This window comes from Paenibacillus sp. NPDC056933 (genome assembly GCF_042674385.1).
In the GTDB taxonomy this organism is placed as follows: Bacteria; Bacillota; Bacilli; order Paenibacillales; family Paenibacillaceae; genus Paenibacillus.
This window is the reverse complement of record NZ_JBHUQN010000001.1, coordinates 175,440-196,330: the sequence shown is the minus strand read 5'-3', so window position 1 is coordinate 196,330 and position 20,891 is coordinate 175,440. Positions and strand designations below refer to the sequence as shown.

Sequence of the window (20,891 nt, the reverse complement as noted above, 5' to 3'; positions counted from 1 at the left end):
GCTGCTGCCGCCGGAAAAGGATCACCTTCCGTAATATCCCTCAATAAGCGGCAGTACTTTGGGCTCCACGCCTTTTAGCGCCTCTTCCGCTTTTTGTTTGCCCGTCCACACCAAATCGAGTGCGGGCGTGACGAGCGCGTTGATCTTGTCGAGATTCTTCACTTCAAAACCGGGAGTGCGGAATCCGTTTTCAATGGTTTGTTTCATAAAGGCTTCCGTGTAGCCTTCCGGATGCGCTTTGTTCCCTGCTGCCCATTTGTTGATCAGCTCGGGATTCGTGTACCACTCTTTCTTCAGCGGCATCCATAATCCGCCCTCGATCAGCGGCAGCACCGATTCAGGGTCCGTCATATATTTGTACAGCAGCCAAGCTTCTTCAGGATGTTTGGTTGATTTGAAAATGACCGTTGGCGCGCCGTCCAGCAGCGTGTTGCTTTCCTTCAGCTTTGGCAGGACCCCGACGCCAAGATTAAAATCCTGTTCCGCAAAGGCTTGAAGCGCCCAGTTGCCGGATACCGTCATGGCGACTTTTTTGGTCTGAAGCGCCGTGTCCGGCATGTTTTTGGTCTGCAGCGGAGTAGGGGAAACATGATGCACATACATCAGATCTGCAAGCTTTTGAATCGCTTCGATCGCTTCCGGCCGGGCAAGCCCGAAGCCTGTGCCGTCTTCGGTCAGGAAGTTGCCACCATTGGAGACTACCGCCGCCATCATGTTATACGGATCGTACTGAAGGCCAAACTGTCTGATTTTATCCGGGTTAAAATTCGGATCCAACGCATTTCTTCCTTGATCGTCCAGCGTTAATTTTTTGGCGTACTCCACAAACGTGTCCCAATCCCATGCTTTGTTCGCATCCGTTGGAGGCAGCTCGACCCCAGCTTCCAGCAGCAAATCCTTGTTGTACATAAGACCATAACCTTCGACGGCGGTACTCATCCCGATGATGTTGCCAGGTTCGATTTCATACCATATCTGGTCCAGATAATCCTCCTTTTTAAAATCAGGGTCGTTCTCCATAAACGGTGTGAGGTTTAGCAGTTTCCCGTCACGTCCCCAGCTCAGAGCGGCCCCCGATGACAAATAACCGAGATCCGGCGCAACGTTCCCTGCGACCATCGTTGTCATTTTGGTCAAATAATCCGCTGGAACATGCATCGGCTCTACCTGGATGCCGGTTTCCTGCTCAAAGCGCTCAAGCGCTTCTGTAACCGTTTTCTTTTCAATGGTGTCTCCCCAGAAGGAAAATTTAAGCGTGACCGGCTCCTTTTGGCCGTTCTTGCCACCTTGGGCTTCGGGACCTCCTCCGCTGTCCGAGCATCCCGTCAGCAACAAGCTGATCGTCAGAACAGACGATAAGACCACTCCTGCGACACGTTTGGCTTTGTTCATCTACGAAACCTCCATTCATTGGCTGATGGTTTGTATATTTATTGTAAAAAAAAGCCGTTCCGAATAAAATTCCAACATATTTGTATTGGTGGAGTATTTTCACACGTTTGATACAGGAAGGTTGATTGTTACCGTTGTGCCCTGTCCTTCAACTGAAGTCAGAGTGACGCCATAGCCGTCTCCATAGATGAGTTTGATTCTTTTGTCCACATTCCGGATACCGATCGACTCGCCTTCAAGTTTTGCAAGCTCTTCTAATTTGTCTGGAGCGATACCCGTGCCGTTATCCTCCACTGTAAAAAAACGCTCACCGTCAGCCATCCATCCCCGGATGGTGATCCTTCCCCCGCTGTGCAAACGGGAAAATGCGTGAACAATCGCGTTTTCGATAAACGGTTGCAGGAACAGCTTGGGAACTTGGTATGCATACAGTTCAGGGGCAAGGCAATAGTTGACGGTAAACCGATCTTCGAAACGCTGATTGGTAATGTAAATATAATGTTTCAGCCAGTTCAGGTCCTGGGCCAAATCGCCGATGTCCTGGCTGTTCTCGGAGGTGTACTGCAACATGGAGGACAAGCTGACAATCATGCGGCTCAACTCTTTTTGGTCGTTTTCAAGCGCCGTCCAATTCATGATATTCAGCGTGTTGTACATAAAGTGGGGATTCAATTGAATGTTCAGCGACATGATCTTTGTTTCTTTTTCCCGCAGCTTGACTTTGTAATTCTCTTCAATCAAATTGTTGATTTTGACATTCATTTGATTAAATTTGTGGATTAACAGCCCCATTTCGTTGTAGGATTCCACGGGTATTCGCGTGTCGAATTCACCTTCGCTCGTTTTTTTGATTGCCTGGAGTAGCTGATGAATGGGCCTGGTAATGGAATTGGCAAAAACATACGCGAGCAGGAGCGAAATAAACAGGAGAATAATGGCCAAATAGAAGGTATAAGATTTGATCTCTGGCAAAAAAGCCGCTACCATCGCTTCTGGCGAGATGGTGACACCCGAGATCCATCCCGTCACCTTAGACGTATCAAAACAAACGATGAGCGGCTTTCCATCCTGCATCACCGTCAAGGTGCCACTTTTCATCTCCGTCATTTCATCCAGCCAAGCGAGATCGATGCCTGCCATTCCATGCTCCATGGACGTGCCCGCCACAGGCTGTCCGTCCGGGCTGACCACAAAAAAAGAAGCTCCGGCGGAAGGGAGCGTGTCGGCGAAGCGGGAATGATAGATTTCCGGCCGATAAACAACGGCCAGCACGGGAAGCTCGGCCTTGCCCTGCAGTTCGACGACTTCGCCGTTATTGATATTGAACAGCTTCAGCAAGCGGGCACCCGCCAGCAGGCGAACATATTCGGGAGGCTTGGAGCGGCGGATATCCTGCTTAAACATCTGATCAAACGAGAAGGTCGGCACCCACTCCATAGCCCCTTCCCCCTGTAAAGCAGCCCGGTACAATGCTGTTTGGTTGAAATTACTATACGGAATAAATGCGGAGGCGCCCGTTGGGCCAATATTGGAATAACTGGTAATGAGATGTATGGAATATATCTGCCCCAAGTCCGTAAAATACGTGTTTAACGTCCGGCTAACCTTTTTCTCCATCGAGATCATACTGTATTCATCTGCAGGGTTTGCATGCAGATACTGCTCATACAACGTTTGATCCGCGATGATGGCCAGGCTGCTTTCTTCCACCTGCGCGAGCTCGGCGTCCATGATTTCATTATTTTGCTTTACGATGGAATACAGATTTTTCCTTGCAAATTCGGAGACAAATTCCCGGCTTGAATGAAAATACATCCAGCTCAGGATGCTGAGGGGGAGCGAAACGATGAGTGCATAGGTCAGGAAAAGCTTGAACCTGTAGCTGAGATCCTTAAAACGCGGCAATAGACAACGTCCTCTCAAATGACATCCCTTCCTTTTAGAGAGTAGCGGATAAATGGCGATATTCTTCGGGGCTTGTGCCAAACTCCTTGCGAAACAGACGAATGAAGTACTTTGCGTCCTTATATCCTACGCTCTCGGCAATTTGGTAAACCTTCTGGGAGGTCTGCAGCAGCAGGCCAGCAGCCGCCCTCATTCTGGTGTGGGCGATGTACTGATGGACGGTCATGTGGGAATGTGTTTTGAACAACATGCAAAAATACGAGGGATTAAAATGAAATTTCGTTGCCAGCGTGCTCAATGACAAATCGCCATCGCCATAGTGCGTATCAATATAGGCTTTGCAGCTGTCGATAATGGACTCGGCTTTGCACTGCCGCCGTTGATCCAGACGATCCGTCAGCTCGAAGAGCCACTCCCGGGCCGCCTCTTTTAGTTCATCAACGGTATGACAGTGAAGCAAAGCTTCCTCATAGGCAGTGCTATGTAAGGGCGCAAGCCCTTTTTCCATTAAAAGGGAGATAACTTGATCGATCGAGGCGGCGAGAAAGTATTTCAATTTTTCTGGCTCGGGAAAGCCGTTCCCGGAATCCTGGCAAACAGCCGAATCCAGACAGGCTTCAATTTCCGGCTTGTTTCCGGACAGGACCGCTCGGGTCAGCCCGTTTACTTCAAGCTTCACGACGGCAGGCCGGTCTCCATTATTCATCTGCTCGGCTCCATACAGCGCCCCTCCGCCTTTATAAAACCTGGCTTTGAGCGCATGGCACGCCTGCTGGTAAGCTTGCCTGGCTTCTTGCCATTCGGCAAAATAACGTCCAAGGCCAAGCGTTAATTCCGCCCCGTATGCCCGTAGGAAGTGTTGAATGACCTCTTGCATCTTGTCTTCAAAGCCGGCAGTCACCATGGAGGAAGACTCGGAGTTCATAATCAAGGCGGTGAGCATTTGTTCCTTCATGCAAAAAGCGCAGGAGAATCCGGATTTCTCCATCATGTTGAGCAGCCGGTCTTGGAGGCTGCTGAGCAGAAATTGATGGTCCTTCGCCATGCCAAAAACAGCGGTCAGAACGATCCCTTGCTTAAATTCCGGGAATGCGCTCTCCAATAATCGATAATCTTGATTGGACGGACATCCTTCCAACAGTTCGGAAAGTGCAGATTCTATGCATGCAAGACGGGCAGTGCTGGCTTTACGCTCCGCTTTTGCAAGCAGCGGCAGGATGTTCTGTTCTTCCACCGGTTTTAGCAAATAATCGCTGGCGCCTAACTGGAGCGCACGCTGGGCATAAACAAAATCCGAATAAGCACTCAGTATGACAACGCTTTCATTTCCTCCGCGGCGGGTCAATTGTTCCATTAATTCCAGGCCGTCCATAACCGGCATCTGAATGTCCGTGAACACCAGATCCATCGGATGAACATTCAAATTTTGCAAAGCCTCCTCCCCATCTCTGGCATGAAAAATGTTATACTCCGGTTTCAGAGCCTTCAGCATTCGGGACAGTCCTCTTCTGTGCTTCGGTTCGTCATCCACAACCAAAATGTTTAACATATTTCATCCCCTCTCCTAACCATTCGTGTCGGAGCAGAATACCGACAAATACTTGACTTCATCGGTCACCAGCATGTATTTATGGTTTTCCACCGAATCGAAATACAAGCTGTCACCGGCATTTAAAGTGTACTCTTCCTTCCCTACGTAATAAATCATTGTGCCTTCGAGGACATAGATAAATTCCTGCCCGACATGGGAAATCGTTCTTTTGCCCGTTTTGCCTTTCTGTGCAACAAAGTAAAACGGCTGCATCAGTTTTTCCGGCCGTTCGGCCGCTATGGCGGAAAACAGATACCCTCGATCCGTCTGGACCATTTTTTCCATGCTCCTGGCTTTTGGCGTGTACACCGTTCCGTTAAAATCGTTATCGTCCAGCAAAATGGAAATTTTGGTTCCAAGCGTTTCGGCAATCTTGATCAGCGTACCGATGGGAGGAACCGTCTTCCCGTTTTCGATTTTGGACAACAAGCTTTTGGTAAATCCGCAAACCTTTGCGATGTCATCTTGACTACGGTTTTGTTCCTTTCGAAGCTTTCGGATTTTGCTTCCCAGTTCCATTTCATTGATCTCCTAACTAAGCGTCATTCAACATAGTTTAATCATATGAAACAACATCAAATCCAAATTGTCAATAAATTTTAACAAACAGACCTAGACAACTTAACATAGCTGTGATACTAATTATGTCGAAATCTTGGGTGGCTTGGCCTTGCCCACAATCTACTCATGAAAGCCAGATCACGGAAAAACGCAAACGAGACGAAACAGAATAGACCTCTGCTTCGTCCCGTTTGAACATATCAGTGTTATTGCTCCCAATCGATATGTTTTTTAGAGCTTTTGAGACCACCCCTTTAATTTTCTATCTATGACAATGATTTTCACACCGTGTTGGAACGTCACTTAAGTCACTCTACTTCTTAAAGTCAGCCTGCTGCTGTTCATAGATTTCATAGAAGTCGTCCCAGACAAGGACATTGTCCTTTTCCTTGCTCCACCAGTCTTTGTACCACGCTTCGATCTCCGGGCCACCACCCTGCTCCCACTTTTGCTCCGCTTCTGCAGCAGCCTGCTCAACCGTGTACTTACTGCCGCTAATAATGGAACGTGTGAAAATATCATTAATGGCTGTCGTCACATTGGTAAGCTTCACCTGAAGCTCTTTGGGCAGCTGGGGCATATGTTCCGAATGGGTAACGCCTTCGCCCACCGGAAGATCGTTCATGTATACTTCCCGAGCTTCCTTGAAGAGACGAAGTCCTTCCTTCTGAGACGGGATCTCCTCACTGAACAGCATTTCGGTGTATCCGCATTTCCCCTCTTCCAGGCGACTGTACAACATCGCGTAATCTCCGGCCCAGCTAATTTCCTGTTTGTACTTTTCCTGGTCAGATATGCGCGGGCAGCCCTGTTCGTTCAATGTATAGTGTGTGCCTTCGAATCCGTTTTTGAACGTGCGACCTGATTCTGTTTTGGTGAGGAAATCGATATATTGAATAACGGCTTCCGGATTTTTGGCACGGGCATTCACAACAGCCGTCATCTGTACCGGGTTATTCCATACCATGGTATATTGACCCACCGATGTGGAAGGCAGAGCAATGACTTTCAGCTTGGCATCAGGTACATTTTGCATGAGCGTATCGAGCTCCTTGGCCGCAAATCCCGTATAATCGGATGTCATGGCCGCATACATGCCGATTTTCCCGTTCAGGAAATCCTGCTTGGACTTCGCTCCGTCCTTATCTGTCAGAAAATCCTTGTCTACTACTCCCGCCTCAAACAATGCTCGCTTAAACGACGTCGCTTCCTTCATGTGATTAGGGCCAACGACGATCTCCCCGTCCTCCACGTTAACCCAATTGGCATTGTACATGTAGCGAAATAGTCCAGCAGTGTCCCCGAACTGCAAACCTCCGATCCCATATGTATCGTTTGCGCCGTTCCCATCCGGGTCATTCTCTGTAAAAGCCTTGGCGACCGCCAGCATCTCTGCTTCGTTCGTCGGCACTTCCAGATTCAGCTTTTCCAGCCAATCTTCACGGATAAAGAAACTGGTCAGCGGAAATACCTCATTCATCCGGCCAACCTCATATAACTTTCCGTCACTCTTGATCCCAGCCTTCTTTAACTGTGGATACTTCTCCATCAGCGCTTTATACTCCACACTGGAATTCTCGATCAGATCATCCAGAGGCATTAATTGTTTTTGATTAAATAACGTATTGCGAATAGGCGTCCCAAATTCAAAAATAACATCCGGTGCACTGCCTGAGGCGAACAACACGTTTAATTTGGATTGGGATTCCCAGCGGGGAACCGCCGTATATTTGACGTTAGCCGGGCCATTCTCATTGATCCACTTGGACCACATGTTATCCTCAATCGTGCCCATGCCGCTTGGTACGGCGCCCCGATCATAGATCGTCGACGTTATGTTGCCGCGCCCGCCTTCTCCTTCAGCCTGCTCACTTCCGCCTTCTCCCGAACATCCCGCCAGTATTCCGCCGATCAGGCCCAGAACGAGACCGGACTTCACCCATGCCTTGATGGACATCACCATAAGATCAGACCCACTTTCTTATATAATATGAAACGAAACAAGCGAATGGATTGCAGCCTGCGCTACCCTTTGATGGAACCCAGCATAACTCCTTTAACAAAGTATTTCTGCAAGAACGGATATACTGCCAAAATGGGAATAACCATTACGATCACGGCCGCTGCCCGGATGCCCTCTGGCGTCAGGTTCGAAATCATTGTTGGATCGGTAAAATCCTGCACATTCAGATTGGACATGATCATATTCTGAACCAGCACGGTCATGTTGTATTTGGAGGTATCGTTGATATAAATCATCACACTCATGAATGAATTCCAGTACCCTACACCGTAGAACAGAGCAATGGTCGCCAGCAGTGGTTTGGAGAGCGGCAGCACGATTCGGAACAAAAGACCGAGTTCTCCGCAGCCATCGATGCGTGCAGCTTCGTCCACTTCCCCCGGCAGATTTTCGAAATAGGATCTCATGATCAGCATGTTGTACGTACTCACCAGACCCGGCAGCCAGAGTGCACCATAGCTGTTCACCAGTCCAAGGTTCTGCACCACCAGATAGGTCGGAATCAATCCACCATTGAAAATCATCGTGAACACCATCGCCATCGTAAAAAATCTGCGGTGATAAAAATGCCTGCGCGACAGCGGATACGCTGCCATAATCGTAACAGCCATACTGAGCCCTGTGCCGATTAATGTAATCTCTACACTGTTCCAGAACGCATTCAGGATCGGCGTCCCGGTCAATAAACTATGATAGGAAAACCAGGTGAAGTCGACCGGCCATAGCCCCACTTTACCGGATACTACGGCTCTCGCATCACTTAATGACAAGGCCACAATATTCAGGAGAGGCAGGATACAGCTGATGGCGACCAATGTTAACAATACATAATTGATCATATAAAAGACTTGTTCTCCGCGAGTTCTTCTCACGCTGCTCCCCCTTCCTACCACAAACCTTCGTTAAATCGACGCGCGATATAGTTGGCACAGTAAATGAGAATGAATGCGACCAGCGATTCGAATAATCCCATGGCCGTCGTCAGGCTGAACTGTGCTCCCTGAAGGCCTGCGCGATAAATATACGTACTGATTACATCGGCTATCTCGTTCACATTGGAGTTCTGAAGCATATACACCTGGTCGAATCCTACTTCCATTACGCGCCCCATCGACAGAATAAGCAGCAAAATAATGGTGGAGCGGATGCCCGGAAGGGTGACATGCCAGATCTGCCGCAGCTTGCTCGCCCCATCCATCTGTGCAGCTTCGTACTGGCTAGGATCGATGGTCGTTAGTGCTGCCAGAAAAATAATGGCGTTAAAACCCATGTCCTTCCAGATACCTGACCCGACAAATACGGCGATCCAGGAGCCTTTGTTATACATAAACGGATACGGCTCTCCCGTCCAGGCTTCCACCCATCGGTTCACAATTCCGTTCTCCAGTGAAAATACGGTCATAATCATCATCGCAATGATGACCCATGAGAAGAAGTGGGGCATATACACCACGGTCTGCACGGTCCGCTTAAATGCCATGTTTCTCACTTCGTTCAGCATGATCGCCAGAATAATCGGAATGGGAAAACCTACGATGATGCTCAACAGACTGAGGAACAGGGTGTTACGGATAATCTCCACGGTACGTGGATCGCTGAATAGGGTATGAAAATGATCCAAGCCCACCCATGGACTGTTCCAGAGTCCGTCATAGAAGTTGTAATCCTTGAAGGCGATGACCAGCCCTCCGATCGGTGCATAACGGAAGGTAAGATAAAAAAGGATCACCGGCAGAAACATCAAAATTAACGGAATATTGGTTTTGAAACGGCGAAGCCGCTGCTGTCGAATTCTCTGCATTACTTCATTGTCAGATGGTTCCAGCCCTGGCGGCCTGACGGCCAGTTCTCCCTTCATATTCACCACTCCTCTCTGCTGCTGATGTCTATAGTTGTATTTTAGATAATAATGTAAGCGTAAACATTCGATATTCAACGATCCTTTTTTAAATTTCTACGCAAAATAACCCCACATCGTGGGGCTGTGATGATAGCGAGCATGGTGTTAGGACCATCTTGATCATGGTTGGCTTAGACAAAAGATGACTGATTCCACCCACTTCTATCCGTTGCTCTCAAGGCTCGGCTGCTTGCGAAATTCACGGGGCGACAGACCGGTGATCTGTTTGAACACGGTTGTAAAATAACTGGAGTTATCGAACCCGGTCTGTTCGGCAATGTCCGCCATGCTCTGCCGGGTGCTGCGCAGCAGCAGCTTCGCTTTCTCCACTCTACGCTTGCTGACGTATTGGCTGAAACCATGACCGATTTCTTTTTTGAACAGGTGACTGAGATAGTTGGGGGTCACATGAACATATGCGGCGGCGGCCTGTAGTGTGCAGTTGGTGGAATAGTTCATCTCGATATACTGAAGGACCCGTGGGACCACATGATCCTGCTGTTCCTGCATAAGTCGCACCAACATAACAAGCCATTCTTTACTTTTGCAGCGTGCCCAAGCCATCACTTCCTGAACCGTATGAATCCATAACAACGGATCAGGGCCGAACTTGTCAGCCCCCGCAGACTCCTGTATACGCAACTGCTGTACAAGCAGATCGGTCATCACCTTCATGAGCATCTGAATCTCGGCTTTGCATTCGGGTAAAGGCATCCGTGAGGCTTTGCTGAACAACTCCTCAATCCGCGCTTCCATCTGTGGGACTTGATGATTCAACAATAGCGAGGCCAGTTCCTCTCGCAACCTCTCCAAACGATCTGCCTGACTGTACTGTTCCCTGATCCGGTTATCGGATTGTCGCTGGCGGTATCGCTCATGCGCTTTGCGCAGAACACGACAGGCATCATCGAGAGAGAAAGGCTTCAGCAGAAACTCCATGGCGCCATAACGGATGGCGCGCTGTGCATACTCGAACTCCCGGTAGCCAGTCAAAATAATGATCATAATGTCCTGACCGCTATCATGGATCTGTTCCGCCAGATCCAAGCCGTCCATCACCGGCATGTTGATATCCGTTATGATCAGATCCGGTGTACAGCTGCCCACGGCCTGTAGCGCTTCTTCTCCGTCGGCCGCTTCTCCAACCACTTCCCAACCGAGCGGATTGTTGCGAACCAGATGTATCAACCCTTGCCGAAACATCGCTTCATCATCGACTACCAGCATTCGTCCATTCAATGAATGTTCTCCTCTCAGCATTTTATCTGTTTACGTCCAGCAACCTATTCCACCTGATATGGCAACCGAAGCCTTACTAACGTGCCCAGCCCAGCAGTAGATTCGATCTGAACACCATAAGGCTCACCATGAATCAGCTCGATTCGTCTGAGCACACTTCGCATGCCAATGTGTTGGCGTTCCTCATCGGCGTGTGCCATGGGAGCAAAAATACGATCCATCATGGACGGGTCCATCCCGCATCCGTTATCTGTTATCTCCAGGATGAGCATGTCCGGTTCTGCATCATCTCCTCCGTTACAAAATCCACGAATCTCCAGACGGCGATTGTCTCTTTTGTTCGCAAAGGCATGTACAAAAACATTCTCCACGATGGGTTGCAGAAGCAGCCGAATAACCCGGCAACGAAGCAATTCAGAAGGAACGGAAACTTCAATTGACAATGCTTCCTGATACCGGGCCTGCTGAATCTGCAAGTAATGGTCAATCTGGGTCATCTCATCCTGCAGCGTGGTCAACCGCTGAACCGGTTCCAGTGTATATTGCAACATCTCGGACAAGGCCGTGACCAGACGCGCCGACTTCTCATCTCCAAGCATATAGAATTTCCAGAAAAACATGCTTAACGTATTATACAGAAAATGCGGATTCAGCTGTGCCTGAATAGCCTTGAGTTCGGCTTGTTTTTCACTTAATTCACGCTCATACACTTCATGAATCAACGTATCGATCCGTGATGCCATGGCGTTGAAGCGTTCTCCGATGAAACCCAGCTCATCCTGTGTCTGAATCGGAACGCGTGTATCAAATCGTCCGTCCCGCACCCTTTTCATTGCGTTCACCAGACTGGCCAGCGGACGCAGCAGCCTGCGGCTGATGATGGTAATAATGATCCAGGAACACAGAACGCTGGCTACCGCAGAGAATACGGCAACTTTTACGATGATCTTGCCCTTGTTTTGAATTTGTGCCAGCGAAACTTTGCTGATCAATGTAAATCTGGTCTTGTCCGACGTTTGTTTCGTATACAAATGGGTAGTCCCCTGCTCGTCCCTAATCTCGGTTGCCCCCATGCTCAGCTGAGTAAGCGGTGGTGGATCTGCGTCCTGATTATGGAACGCATATACCTGTTTCCCATCTGCATCCAATAAATACGCGGCAATATCCTCATTAAGACGCAGGTCCTTCAGATAGGATTCAAACAGGGAAGTATTAAAAAGGATTAACATGACTCCATAGGTCTCCAGATCAACCGATCGCATTAAACGCCCTGCCAGAATCCAGTTCGATTTTTCCTCCTGAAGGAAAGCCTCTGCTTCCAGACGGTTCCATACATACTCTCCTCCCGTCCCTTCCAGCTTATGGACCATCTTAGCCAAATATGAAGGGTCCATCTGTTGAAACGAGCTGGCAAATGTGCCGAGATTAAATATATTTCCTTTAAAATCATAAATTCGGATTCCCATGATCTCGGGTGCATCAAGACGCACCTGGTACAACTGGTCATCCAGTTCATCCTCCAGCTTCATCTGATCATAGGAAGAAATGCCCGCAGCCTGTGTCCTGATTGCATTTTTCACGGAGGGGTTCAGCGTAATGTAGTCGGTCACTTTATACATGTCGTGGACTCTGGAGTCGAGTCTTGCAAGTACCTGTTCTGCGGTAAGACTATACTGGCGACTAACTTCCTCATTAAAAAGCGAGATATGTATGCGATAAGTGATCAACCCCGTGATGCCTGATATCAAAACGGTCGCCGCCGACAAAAACAAAATCAGTTTCGTTCTGAATTTAAAGCGTTTACATAAATGAAACCACCTCATTGCCCTGCGCACCTCACCCTTGTCCCACACCAGCTCTTTCTAAAAAAAGATATCATACCCCCATCCAAAAAAACAGAAAAACCCTGACCCCACATTTATGGTAGTCAGAGTTCCTATCTATTTCCCGTACGTCTCTTCCATACGCTCTTCTTCATTGGTGGATAGCAAAATGTTCAGGAGCCCCATTGCGTTATTTGCGTCTGTTCGAGCCGTCTTATACATCTCTGCAAATGCCGCCTCGTCTTGAGAAGGATCTATTGCAGCCAGCCTTCCCCACGAATCCCGCGCTTTGTCGTAGAGTTGGCTTAATGTGATGTCATATGGATGCTGCGCTACCGGTGCCATGGATTCAAATTTGGCTGTTACCTCAAAGAAGTCCATGGAATCCTGAAATGATTTACTGCTGTAGTCCTTATTATTCATTGCATCTTCGGTGATGAGCAGACCTTCACGAGAGATAAACAACGTTTTGACCATGGCACGCTCCAGGTTGGTTGCTTCTTCCCACGTAATATAGGAGACGTCTGGCACCTGAACGGTTGTGAAAAAAGGAAAGGCATCATCGATCAAACGCTGTGAATCGGAATGAATCGGAATGCCTGTGTTCATACCCACTACCGCATCACTGTAATTGGCAATGTTAATATTTTTGGATCCTTCTTCACTTACCCTGCGAACTGGATGGTCATTAAGCGGGACACGAATATAGCCAAGCTTGTCGGCATACTTCTGCTTCAATTCCTCCAGTGTAGAATCCAAACCAATCTTGCCCTCTTCAGATGCAGAGTCATTTGCATCCGCAGTCGTTGTGTCGGTGGAATCCTTGTCACCGCTATCTGCTGCCGTTGTTCCGGTCTTGGACGTGTCCAAAGTATTGCTCGCTGTACCCGCTTCCTGAGCAGGTTGATTCGTTGTTGCGTCCTTTGCCCCTCCGCCACATGCAGTCAGTATTGCAGCCAAGCTGAAAATGGCCGTAAACATTTTGATTCTATGATTCCATCTCATTGTATAATCTTCCCCTTATCTTACGTTACCTGAATTGCATTAACCTCTACTTTAATGCATGTACAGCCTATTTATTCCATAAGTACCCTTTCGGATTACATGGGTACTTCAACATATAATCTGGTCTTTATTTTATCATAAGTTAAATACTGGGTGTATACGACAATATGCCTGAATCCTTATGTAACCTCACCTATTCCCTAATTTCCCGGACAAAACACAAACTACACGGTCATCCATGAAAGGATAACCGTGTTGATATGTATCCAGTGCTCTTCATTTCATTCATACTTTAACATCAAGTGATGGACCGAAATAAAGAGCACAAATTATTCAATTCCAATTCGTCGCGCTTGATTGATGCAACAGGTTCAGGTTCCGCTTATTTGATACCTTTGGCCTTCTCCATATGATCAGCCCGAATCTGGGGATCAGTGGAATTGACTGCGGACAACAAGTTGTAGATCGCCTGAACATCCTGTTCTTTATACAACGTTTCGGGAACCTCGGTCTCAAGCCTTTCCGTTTTACGCAGAATGGTCTCCACCAATTCATGATCATAGATAATCAGTTCATCTGAATTGACATACCGCACAGCGGGATCAACGCTGATCCGGCAGCGATTGGTGAAGGTCACCATGGAGATCAGTCGAACTCGTTTATAATCGCCAAGGTGTGCCTGAATAGCCTCAACATGCCCTCGGTGCTGCATCAGTGGGTTATACATCTTGATTCGGCTGCTGCTGACGGTCCAGTTAGCCTCTCTTCGGCCGCCGCGAATCTCACCTGTCGTCAGGTTTCGTGTCTCAATGACAAAGATACCCCGGGGACCAATGACGACATGATCAATCGATGAATAACCCGAGCGGGACTTGGTATTGGCAACGAGCAAGTCATTTAGAACTTTGTATTCACCAGGAAGACCATGCAGCTGCTGGGCAGTACTCGGCTCCTCCGGCTGACGGGTCCACTCCTCTTGCGATTTGGATTTGCGCCGACTGCGAACCAGGCGTGTAGGCGCAGGTCCGGATGTCGGCATAGGTGGAGCGGAAGCTGTAATCTGGTTGGCAAGCTCTGGTTGTGTCTTGAACAGAGACAGGATCTTTTTAAACATGGGCAAGCTCCGTTCTATATAGTGTGAGTTACAGGTGACCGTTAAGGGGTTGAGATACGTCCTTGCACATCCATTATGTATACTTCTATTACTTATGTCGGATAAAGAGGGGCAAAAATAAAGGGAAGAGAACCAAAATTCCACACTTAACTAAAGTATATACGATTCTTTAACCAATACTGTGACTTTAGACGCATAGAAGAGGGGAGATTTTAAAAAAACAGCGCATTCCTTTCTTATTGAAGAAAAAGAACACGCTGCTGGTCTGGTTGGTTGTGGCGATTAAGCCTGTAAATAGTATGTGTAAAGCACCTGTGTACCCTTCTCATCCAGACCGTTCCTTGAGATTTCCTGATATAAGGATTCGGCCAGCGCCAGTCCTGGCGTCTTCATGCCCATGGCTTGGGCAGATTCGAGAGCGATACCCATGTCTTTGATAAAATGTTTCACATAGAATCCGGGCTCATAATCGCCTGCGATCATACGTGGACCAAGATTGCTAAGCGACCAGCTTCCGGCTGCACCGGTAGCGATGCTCTTCAGCACATTCTCCGCGTCCAGACCGGATGTCTTGGCATAGGCAAGTGCCTCGCATACACCCATCATGCCTGAAGCAATGGCGATCTGGTTGCACATTTTGGTATGCTGTCCTGCTCCCGCCTTGCCTTGCAGCACAATATTGGTGCCCATCTGCTCGAACAACGGACGAACCGCTTCAAATGCCTCCGTACTACCGCCGACCATGATGGACAGCTTGCCATCCCGTGCTCCGATATCTCCACCGGATACAGGTGCATCCAATGCATGCAGTCCTTTGGCTTCAGCGGCTTCATAGATACGTGCAGCCAGCAGCGGACTGGATGTGGTCATATCAATCAAGTAAGATCCTGGTTTGGCGTTCGCCACGAGACCATCTTCACCGAGATAAATCTCCTCGACATCCTTCGGATACCCCACCATCGTGATGATGACATCACACTCGGCTGCCAGTTTGCCTGGTGTGTCATGCCATACGGCACCTTCTTTCACCAACGCTTCCGCTTTGGCGGCCGTGCGCGTATAGACATGCAGCGGGTAGCCTGCCTGCTGGATGTGACCTGCCATGCTTTTGCCCATCACGCCTGTACCGATAAAGCCAACTTTTGTCTCTCCAGGTGCCTTCGTCGTATTTGTCATCGTAGGTTTCCTCCTCATTTCTCTCTGTTTCTTTTGGGAGCTTGTCTTCTAAACGTGCTATATCTGTATGTTAATGCTTTCTGTCTCTTCCGTCTATCTTGTTTCGTCTTCTATTGTTCAAAAAGATAAAACAGGAATCGAAAATCCATTTCCTGTACAACCTAACGGAAACTTCCTCGTTCGGAAAGGAGGATTCCCATGAGTCGTGAAAAGGGTGAAATCACGATTTGGCTTTCCTTTTCCATCATTTTATTGAGTGCCGGGCTCGTATGTCATGTTCTGTCCATTCCGGCAATTCTGGATCAGGCAGGCAGAGACGGCTGGTTATCTGTACTGGCTGCTGCACCTTTATTTATGTTATTTCTCTGTATGATGTTTATTATCATCAAGCGGGTACAGGGACAGCGGATAACAGATTGGATTACCCGCGAATTCGGCATGGTGCCTTCATGGATTTTTCGGATTACTGCATCGCTGCTGTTGCTCAGTCTGGGAACACATACGTTATATGAAACAACCAATTGGACGGTGTCTACCTATCTGCAATTCACCCCACCCTATGTGCTTGCAGGAGGCAGTGCACTGGTTGCTGCCTGGGCAGCTGCCAAAGGCATACGTTCCATTGCCATGACCTCAAGCATTCTGCTTCCCTTCGTGATCCTGCTTGGATACTTCGTGATGTCAGCGAACATGAAATATAAAGACTATGGACAACTGTTCCCAATCATGGAATATGGTGCCGGTCCTGTCCTGAAAGGCATGATCTATTCGCTTGCCGGACTGATGGAGATATGGATACTGATGCTGTTTCAACACGATGTCAAAAGCAAAATTCGCTGGTGGCATCTCCTTCTGCTGGGACTATTCATGCTCAGTATGGCCGTCGGGCCTACCCTCGGAGCCATTGTTGAGTTTGGTCCAGAAGAAGCCGCCAAACAACGAAATAGCCCCTACGAGCAATGGAAGCTGGTAAACATCGGGAAGTTGCTTCAGCACGTGGATTTCCTTTCCATATATCAATGGCTGAGCGGTTCTTTTGCCAGAGTGGCTATCTCCATTTATCTTATCGTGGATCTGCTCAATTTTCGCAGACCGAAGAAAAGGTACATCGCCGTTCTAATCGTCACCTTCATTATGTGCTCCATTGCTGTACAGTGGTGGAGGATAGATTACGTTGATTATTATGTAAACCATATTCAGTTTCCCGTCATGCTGACCTATGTATCTGTCGTCACCATCCTGTTGACCCTGGCCGCACTTATTCACAAAAAAGACAAGGAGGCTCCGACCCATGCCGATCAAAACAGCACCAAAGAAGAACCCTCATCTGGCTGAGCCATTCCGAATCAATGAGCATAATCTGACGACGTTTTTTGCAGGTTCAGACGATGTCATTATCAGCAGTCATATGATCGGGGATTCTTCCCTACAGATTGTTGTTGTATATTGCAGTGGCATGGTAGATAGCAAATCCATATATGATATTATTCTTCCCGAATTGAAGCGAACCTACGAGAGTACTCATTTTGTTCGGACATCCGATATCGAAAAGTCCGTCACACTTCAATGGACCCGTATGGATCTGGAAAATGAGGCACTGGGGACGGAACTCATGGCACTGCGGGTATTTGAGGGACATATGCTCATCTGCGTCCCTTCTCTTCAGACGATGTGGAGCATGGATATATCCAACATTCCGACCCGGACACCGGAAGAATCCACCACTGAAGTATCCATCCGTGGAGCGCGAGACGGATTTATCGAACGCTTGTCCGTCAATATTGCCTTGATTCGTACACGTCTGCGTACAGCAGAATTAGCCTGTAATATTGAATTAATCGGCTCTCGCTCCATGACCAAAGTAGCCCTGATGTACATCAAGAATATAGCCAATCCCGAGTTAATCGATGATGTCAAGGATCGACTGCGCAAAATCGACATCGAGCGAATCATGACAGCTAATGAATTGGAAGAATTGCTGTCTCCTTCGAGAATTACACTGTTTCCGTTAACCCATTACACCGGCAGACCCGATTTTGCAGCCGAATGTCTTCTGAACGGCCGCTTCATCCTCATCGTGGATGGCAATCCCAGCGTCATCATTGGTCCCGTTAATCTGTTTCTGCTTCTCAAATCCCCCGAGGATGCCAGCTTCCCATTCCTTCCGGTGAATGTGGGCCGCATGCTGCGCTTTATCGGGCTATTGGTGACCGTATTCCTGCCCGGCTTCTATATTGCGCTAACTTCATATCATATGGATCAGCTGCCTTTTCCGCTGGTAGCCACGATCTCGGTTGGACGAATGGGCCTGCCCATGGAATCCAGTGTAGAGATGTTTCTCATTATGCTTTTGATGGAGCTCTTCCGGGAAGCGGGGGTAAGGCTTCCGAGCGCCATCGGTCAGACACTGACCGTTGTTGGAGGATTGATTATCGGGGATTCAGCCATCCGTGCAGGGATGGTTTCCCCGCTCATGATTGTTGTCATTGCCGTTACCGTGGTGGCCGGGGCAACCATTGTGAATCAGGTCATGACCAGCTCAGTTCTGATTCTGCGCTTTTTCTGTTTTGTACTGGGGGCATCCCTCGGGATATACGGGTTCATTCTGTCCATTATTCTGTTCCTGATCTATCTGACCGATCTGAAATCGTTTGGCATCCCTTATCTGACGCCGCTAAGTCCGCTTCATTTCAAACAAGCTCTGGCCTCCTTATTCAAGCTGCCCAAGGGATGGACGAAACGCAGACCTGTCTATCTGGAAACTCAGAATCCGCGCAAAGAAGGTAATGATCAATGAATCGGGTTCTACGCCGATGGACGCTAGGACTGCTAAGTCTTTCTCTATGTTTGGTAACCAGCGGATGCTGGAGTGCTTATGAGATTCAACAGGTGGACTATGCCAAAGCGATCGGAATAGATTACAAGGACGGAATGTACCACATGTATGTTCAGACCATGGACTTTGCCAGTGTGGCCAAGAGTGACAGTCCAACCAAAACAGCGGAAACCCCGCCCGTATGGGTTGGACATGCAGCGGGAAAAACATTTAATTTGGCAGTCAACGAGCTGTTCCGAAGTTCCCAGCTTCATATCGCCTGGGGGCATGTGACGGCCATTGTCATGGCCGAAAGCATCCTGACAAGCAATCACATCAAGGATGTATTTGATATGCTGGGACGCTTTCCGGAATCACGATATACAACTTGGGTGTATGGCACTCGAGAACCGCTGGAAAATATTTTGAGTGCCACATCCATATATAATATGTCGCCGCTGGACAGCATTCTGCATAACCCTCTTCCCTCATTTCTGGAAGAATCGCTGTACCCTCCGGTGCTCAGTTTCAAGCTCATTGCCACACATAACGATGCATCCACGACAACCTATCTGCCTTGCATCGCGTTGAACAAGGATCATTGGTCTCAGAACAAAAAGAATCATGAACTGTTTATCATTGACGGCGCTTTTTTTGAAAGAACCGGGAATGATTTCGAATATTTGACCCACAGCAAGCTTTCTGGATACCCTTGGCTACTCAAAGACATGCGGCGAGCGCCATTAATTATTGAAAATGAGGGAACGATCTATGGCGTGCTCAGCGTGGGTTTGCCCAAAATCAAGATTGACCCTGTCGTTCGTGGGAATGAAGTTCATTTCAATATCGATGCCAAGTTCTTGACCGCCTTGTATGAATATCTCAACCCAATTTCCTATGATGAAATGGTCCAATTCAGCGAGAAAACGATACGTGATCAAATCCTGAAAACATATCGCGCAGGTCTGCAACAAGGGGTCGATATCTATGGACTTCAGGAGAAACTTTATCGCAAAAATCCAAGTCTTTGGCGTAAGCTGTCCAACAACGGCTCGAAGATGATCCTTACGGAAGATTCCATTCAGAAGCTGAACATTCATATTACGATTCCATACACGGGTAAATTTCGTAGAAAAGTGTAGCTATAACAAATCCCCTGCCGTATCGAATGGCTAGGGGATTGTTATTAAAATGACCTCCAACACATAGGTTAAGAGGTCATGTATGATATTAAATTATCCGTATGCACCAATAGGCAGCGGCCGTCTATAAGACTATTTTCCATTCTGCCTATAGTACTCCATAATTCGCAAGCGTGTGGTCAATATCAGGGTCTGTGGCAGCAGCACCACAAATATAAATAGCGGCACGATCAGCACCAGATGAGCAGCAAAATTCTCTGCACCAAACGATGGTTTGGGGAGCTCAATGAAGTACCACCAGCACGGGATGGCAACAAACCATGTCAGTCCAGTCGAGATGAACATGTCCTTCACCCCGCTCCACAGAAAGCAGAACAACGCGACAAACACGATTGGAACAGCCCAGGAATCCAATCGTGTTCCCCAGCTCTGGAAGACAAAGATAATGGCAGGATACAGAAGATTAATGGACCAGCACCAGATCGGTTTGTGGTAGATAAACATAATACCTCCTTGCTCGGCAAGTAAACGCGATTAATAAGGAGACCGCGCTATACGCCGATCTTCGCGGTCTGCCTCTTCCATCTTCCTTATATATCGTTTTAATTGCTCTTTATGTGCTTCTAGCTCAGCTAATTTTGATGTAGTCCCTTCAAGAAATGTCGACATTTTTGCAGACAACTGCGCTGCAGACTCTCCCTTCCAATCTTGCATATTACCATAATTTATATTAAAGTTTATTTAGATTTTATTTCCATAAAAGGAGAACTAATACTCTATGAAAATAAAACCCGTAGCTCTGATCTTACTTATTTTTTTATTTTTATTCGGAGGATGTTCAAGTATGTCTACCTCAGATAAGCAAAATATTATAGAAACAGCTACACCAATAAGTGTTCAGTACATAAAAAAGTACTACAATGCGGACTTTATTGTGACGAGTCATGATATTGATGACCCTTCCATCCATTCACGCCTATATCTTTACGGTCATATAACAGGACATGAGGATGAACGTATCACCGTCTCCTATAATTACGAAACACAGAAGGTTCTCAGTGTAGAAGGACCAGGCTGGTTTATCGATAGCCGAAATCCGAAAAAGGAAGTGCCTTCTTCCTGAGAAAACTCTGCAAAGAGATAGACGAATATATTTTATATTTCCGTTAGATATGACCTGGAGAAAATTTTCGGATCTATTTTTA

At 47.7% G+C, this 20,891-nt stretch carries 17 protein-coding genes; 4 read left to right on the top strand and 13 right to left on the bottom strand.

The window, feature by feature from the left end; translation table 11 throughout:
- Nucleotides 1-21: 21 nt before the first annotated feature.
- The 12 genes from ACFTRD_RS00860 to ACFTRD_RS00805 all read right to left on the bottom strand — a co-directional run bounded on the left by ACFTRD_RS00860 (nt 22) and on the right by ACFTRD_RS00805 (nt 15,747).
- Nucleotides 22-1,392, bottom strand: a complete 1,371-nt coding sequence (locus ACFTRD_RS00860) for an ABC transporter substrate-binding protein (RefSeq protein WP_247900969.1) — start codon at nt 1,390-1,392, stop codon at nt 22-24.
- 99 nt (nt 1,393-1,491) lie between these two features.
- On the bottom strand, nt 1,492-3,297 hold the full coding sequence (locus ACFTRD_RS00855) for a cache domain-containing sensor histidine kinase (protein WP_379377107.1): 1,806 nt from the start codon (nt 3,295-3,297) through the stop codon (nt 1,492-1,494).
- A 34-nt stretch (nt 3,298-3,331) separates the two neighbouring features.
- Nucleotides 3,332-4,846: a response regulator gene (locus tag ACFTRD_RS00850; protein WP_379377105.1), complete on the bottom strand. Its 1,515-nt coding sequence runs from the start codon at nt 4,844-4,846 to the stop codon at nt 3,332-3,334.
- Nucleotides 4,847-4,861: 15 nt separating this feature from the next.
- Nucleotides 4,862-5,407 carry a helix-turn-helix domain-containing protein gene (locus tag ACFTRD_RS00845; RefSeq protein ID WP_062320999.1) on the bottom strand — a complete coding sequence of 182 codons (546 nt, stop codon included), beginning with the start codon at nt 5,405-5,407 and terminating at the stop codon, nt 4,862-4,864.
- A gap of 355 nt (nt 5,408-5,762) precedes the next feature.
- Nucleotides 5,763-7,412 (bottom strand): extracellular solute-binding protein, encoded by a 1,650-nt coding sequence (locus ACFTRD_RS00840; protein ID WP_379377102.1) that lies wholly within the window; start codon nt 7,410-7,412, stop codon nt 5,763-5,765.
- A 62-nt stretch (nt 7,413-7,474) separates the two neighbouring features.
- Nucleotides 7,475-8,344, bottom strand: a complete 870-nt coding sequence (locus ACFTRD_RS00835) for a carbohydrate ABC transporter permease (RefSeq protein WP_192263881.1) — start codon at nt 8,342-8,344, stop codon at nt 7,475-7,477.
- Between the two features lie 14 nt (nt 8,345-8,358).
- Nucleotides 8,359-9,273, bottom strand: coding sequence for an ABC transporter permease (locus ACFTRD_RS00830; protein ID WP_379381084.1), 915 nt, complete (start codon nt 9,271-9,273; stop codon nt 8,359-8,361).
- 261 nt (nt 9,274-9,534) lie between these two features.
- Nucleotides 9,535-10,611 (bottom strand): response regulator transcription factor, encoded by a 1,077-nt coding sequence (locus ACFTRD_RS00825; RefSeq protein WP_379377099.1) that lies wholly within the window; start codon nt 10,609-10,611, stop codon nt 9,535-9,537.
- Nucleotides 10,612-10,655: 44 nt separating this feature from the next.
- The gene (locus ACFTRD_RS00820) at nt 10,656-12,434 is read right to left on the bottom strand and encodes a sensor histidine kinase (protein WP_379377097.1); all 1,779 of its coding nucleotides are present in this window, start codon (nt 12,432-12,434) and stop codon (nt 10,656-10,658) included.
- A 117-nt stretch (nt 12,435-12,551) separates the two neighbouring features.
- On the bottom strand, nt 12,552-13,439 hold the full coding sequence (locus tag ACFTRD_RS00815; RefSeq protein WP_379377095.1) for a hypothetical protein: 888 nt from the start codon (nt 13,437-13,439) through the stop codon (nt 12,552-12,554).
- 382 nt (nt 13,440-13,821) lie between these two features.
- The gene (locus tag ACFTRD_RS00810; protein ID WP_379377093.1) at nt 13,822-14,553 is read right to left on the bottom strand and encodes a nuclease-related domain-containing protein; all 732 of its coding nucleotides are present in this window, start codon (nt 14,551-14,553) and stop codon (nt 13,822-13,824) included.
- A gap of 282 nt (nt 14,554-14,835) precedes the next feature.
- Entirely contained in the window at nt 14,836-15,747 is a 912-nt protein-coding gene (locus ACFTRD_RS00805; protein WP_379377091.1) for an NAD(P)-dependent oxidoreductase, read from the bottom strand.
- Between the two features lie 180 nt (nt 15,748-15,927).
- Here ACFTRD_RS00805 and ACFTRD_RS00800 point away from each other — a divergent pair, with 180 nt between their 5' ends.
- Genes ACFTRD_RS00800 through ACFTRD_RS00790 form a run of 3 tightly spaced genes read left to right on the top strand, consistent with a single transcriptional unit; the run spans nt 15,928 to nt 19,686 of the window.
- Nucleotides 15,928-17,064: an endospore germination permease gene (locus ACFTRD_RS00800; RefSeq protein ID WP_379377089.1), complete on the top strand. Its 1,137-nt coding sequence runs from the start codon at nt 15,928-15,930 to the stop codon at nt 17,062-17,064.
- On the top strand, nt 17,021-18,526 hold the full coding sequence (locus ACFTRD_RS00795; RefSeq protein WP_379377087.1) for a spore germination protein: 1,506 nt from the start codon (nt 17,021-17,023) through the stop codon (nt 18,524-18,526). The genes ACFTRD_RS00800 and ACFTRD_RS00795 overlap by 44 nt, the downstream gene beginning before the upstream one ends.
- Nucleotides 18,523-19,686: a Ger(x)C family spore germination protein gene (locus ACFTRD_RS00790; protein ID WP_379377085.1), complete on the top strand. Its 1,164-nt coding sequence runs from the start codon at nt 18,523-18,525 to the stop codon at nt 19,684-19,686. The genes ACFTRD_RS00795 and ACFTRD_RS00790 overlap by 4 nt, the downstream gene beginning before the upstream one ends.
- Before the next feature lie 132 nt (nt 19,687-19,818).
- On the opposite strand, the gene ACFTRD_RS00785 is transcribed toward ACFTRD_RS00790, so the two are convergent.
- Nucleotides 19,819-20,190, bottom strand: coding sequence for a hypothetical protein (locus ACFTRD_RS00785; protein WP_379377083.1), 372 nt, complete (start codon nt 20,188-20,190; stop codon nt 19,819-19,821).
- A gap of 274 nt (nt 20,191-20,464) precedes the next feature.
- On the opposite strand from ACFTRD_RS00785, the gene ACFTRD_RS00780 reads away from it, so the two are divergent.
- Nucleotides 20,465-20,809 (top strand): hypothetical protein, encoded by a 345-nt coding sequence (locus ACFTRD_RS00780; RefSeq protein WP_379377081.1) that lies wholly within the window; start codon nt 20,465-20,467, stop codon nt 20,807-20,809.
- Nucleotides 20,810-20,891: the final 82 nt, after the last annotated feature.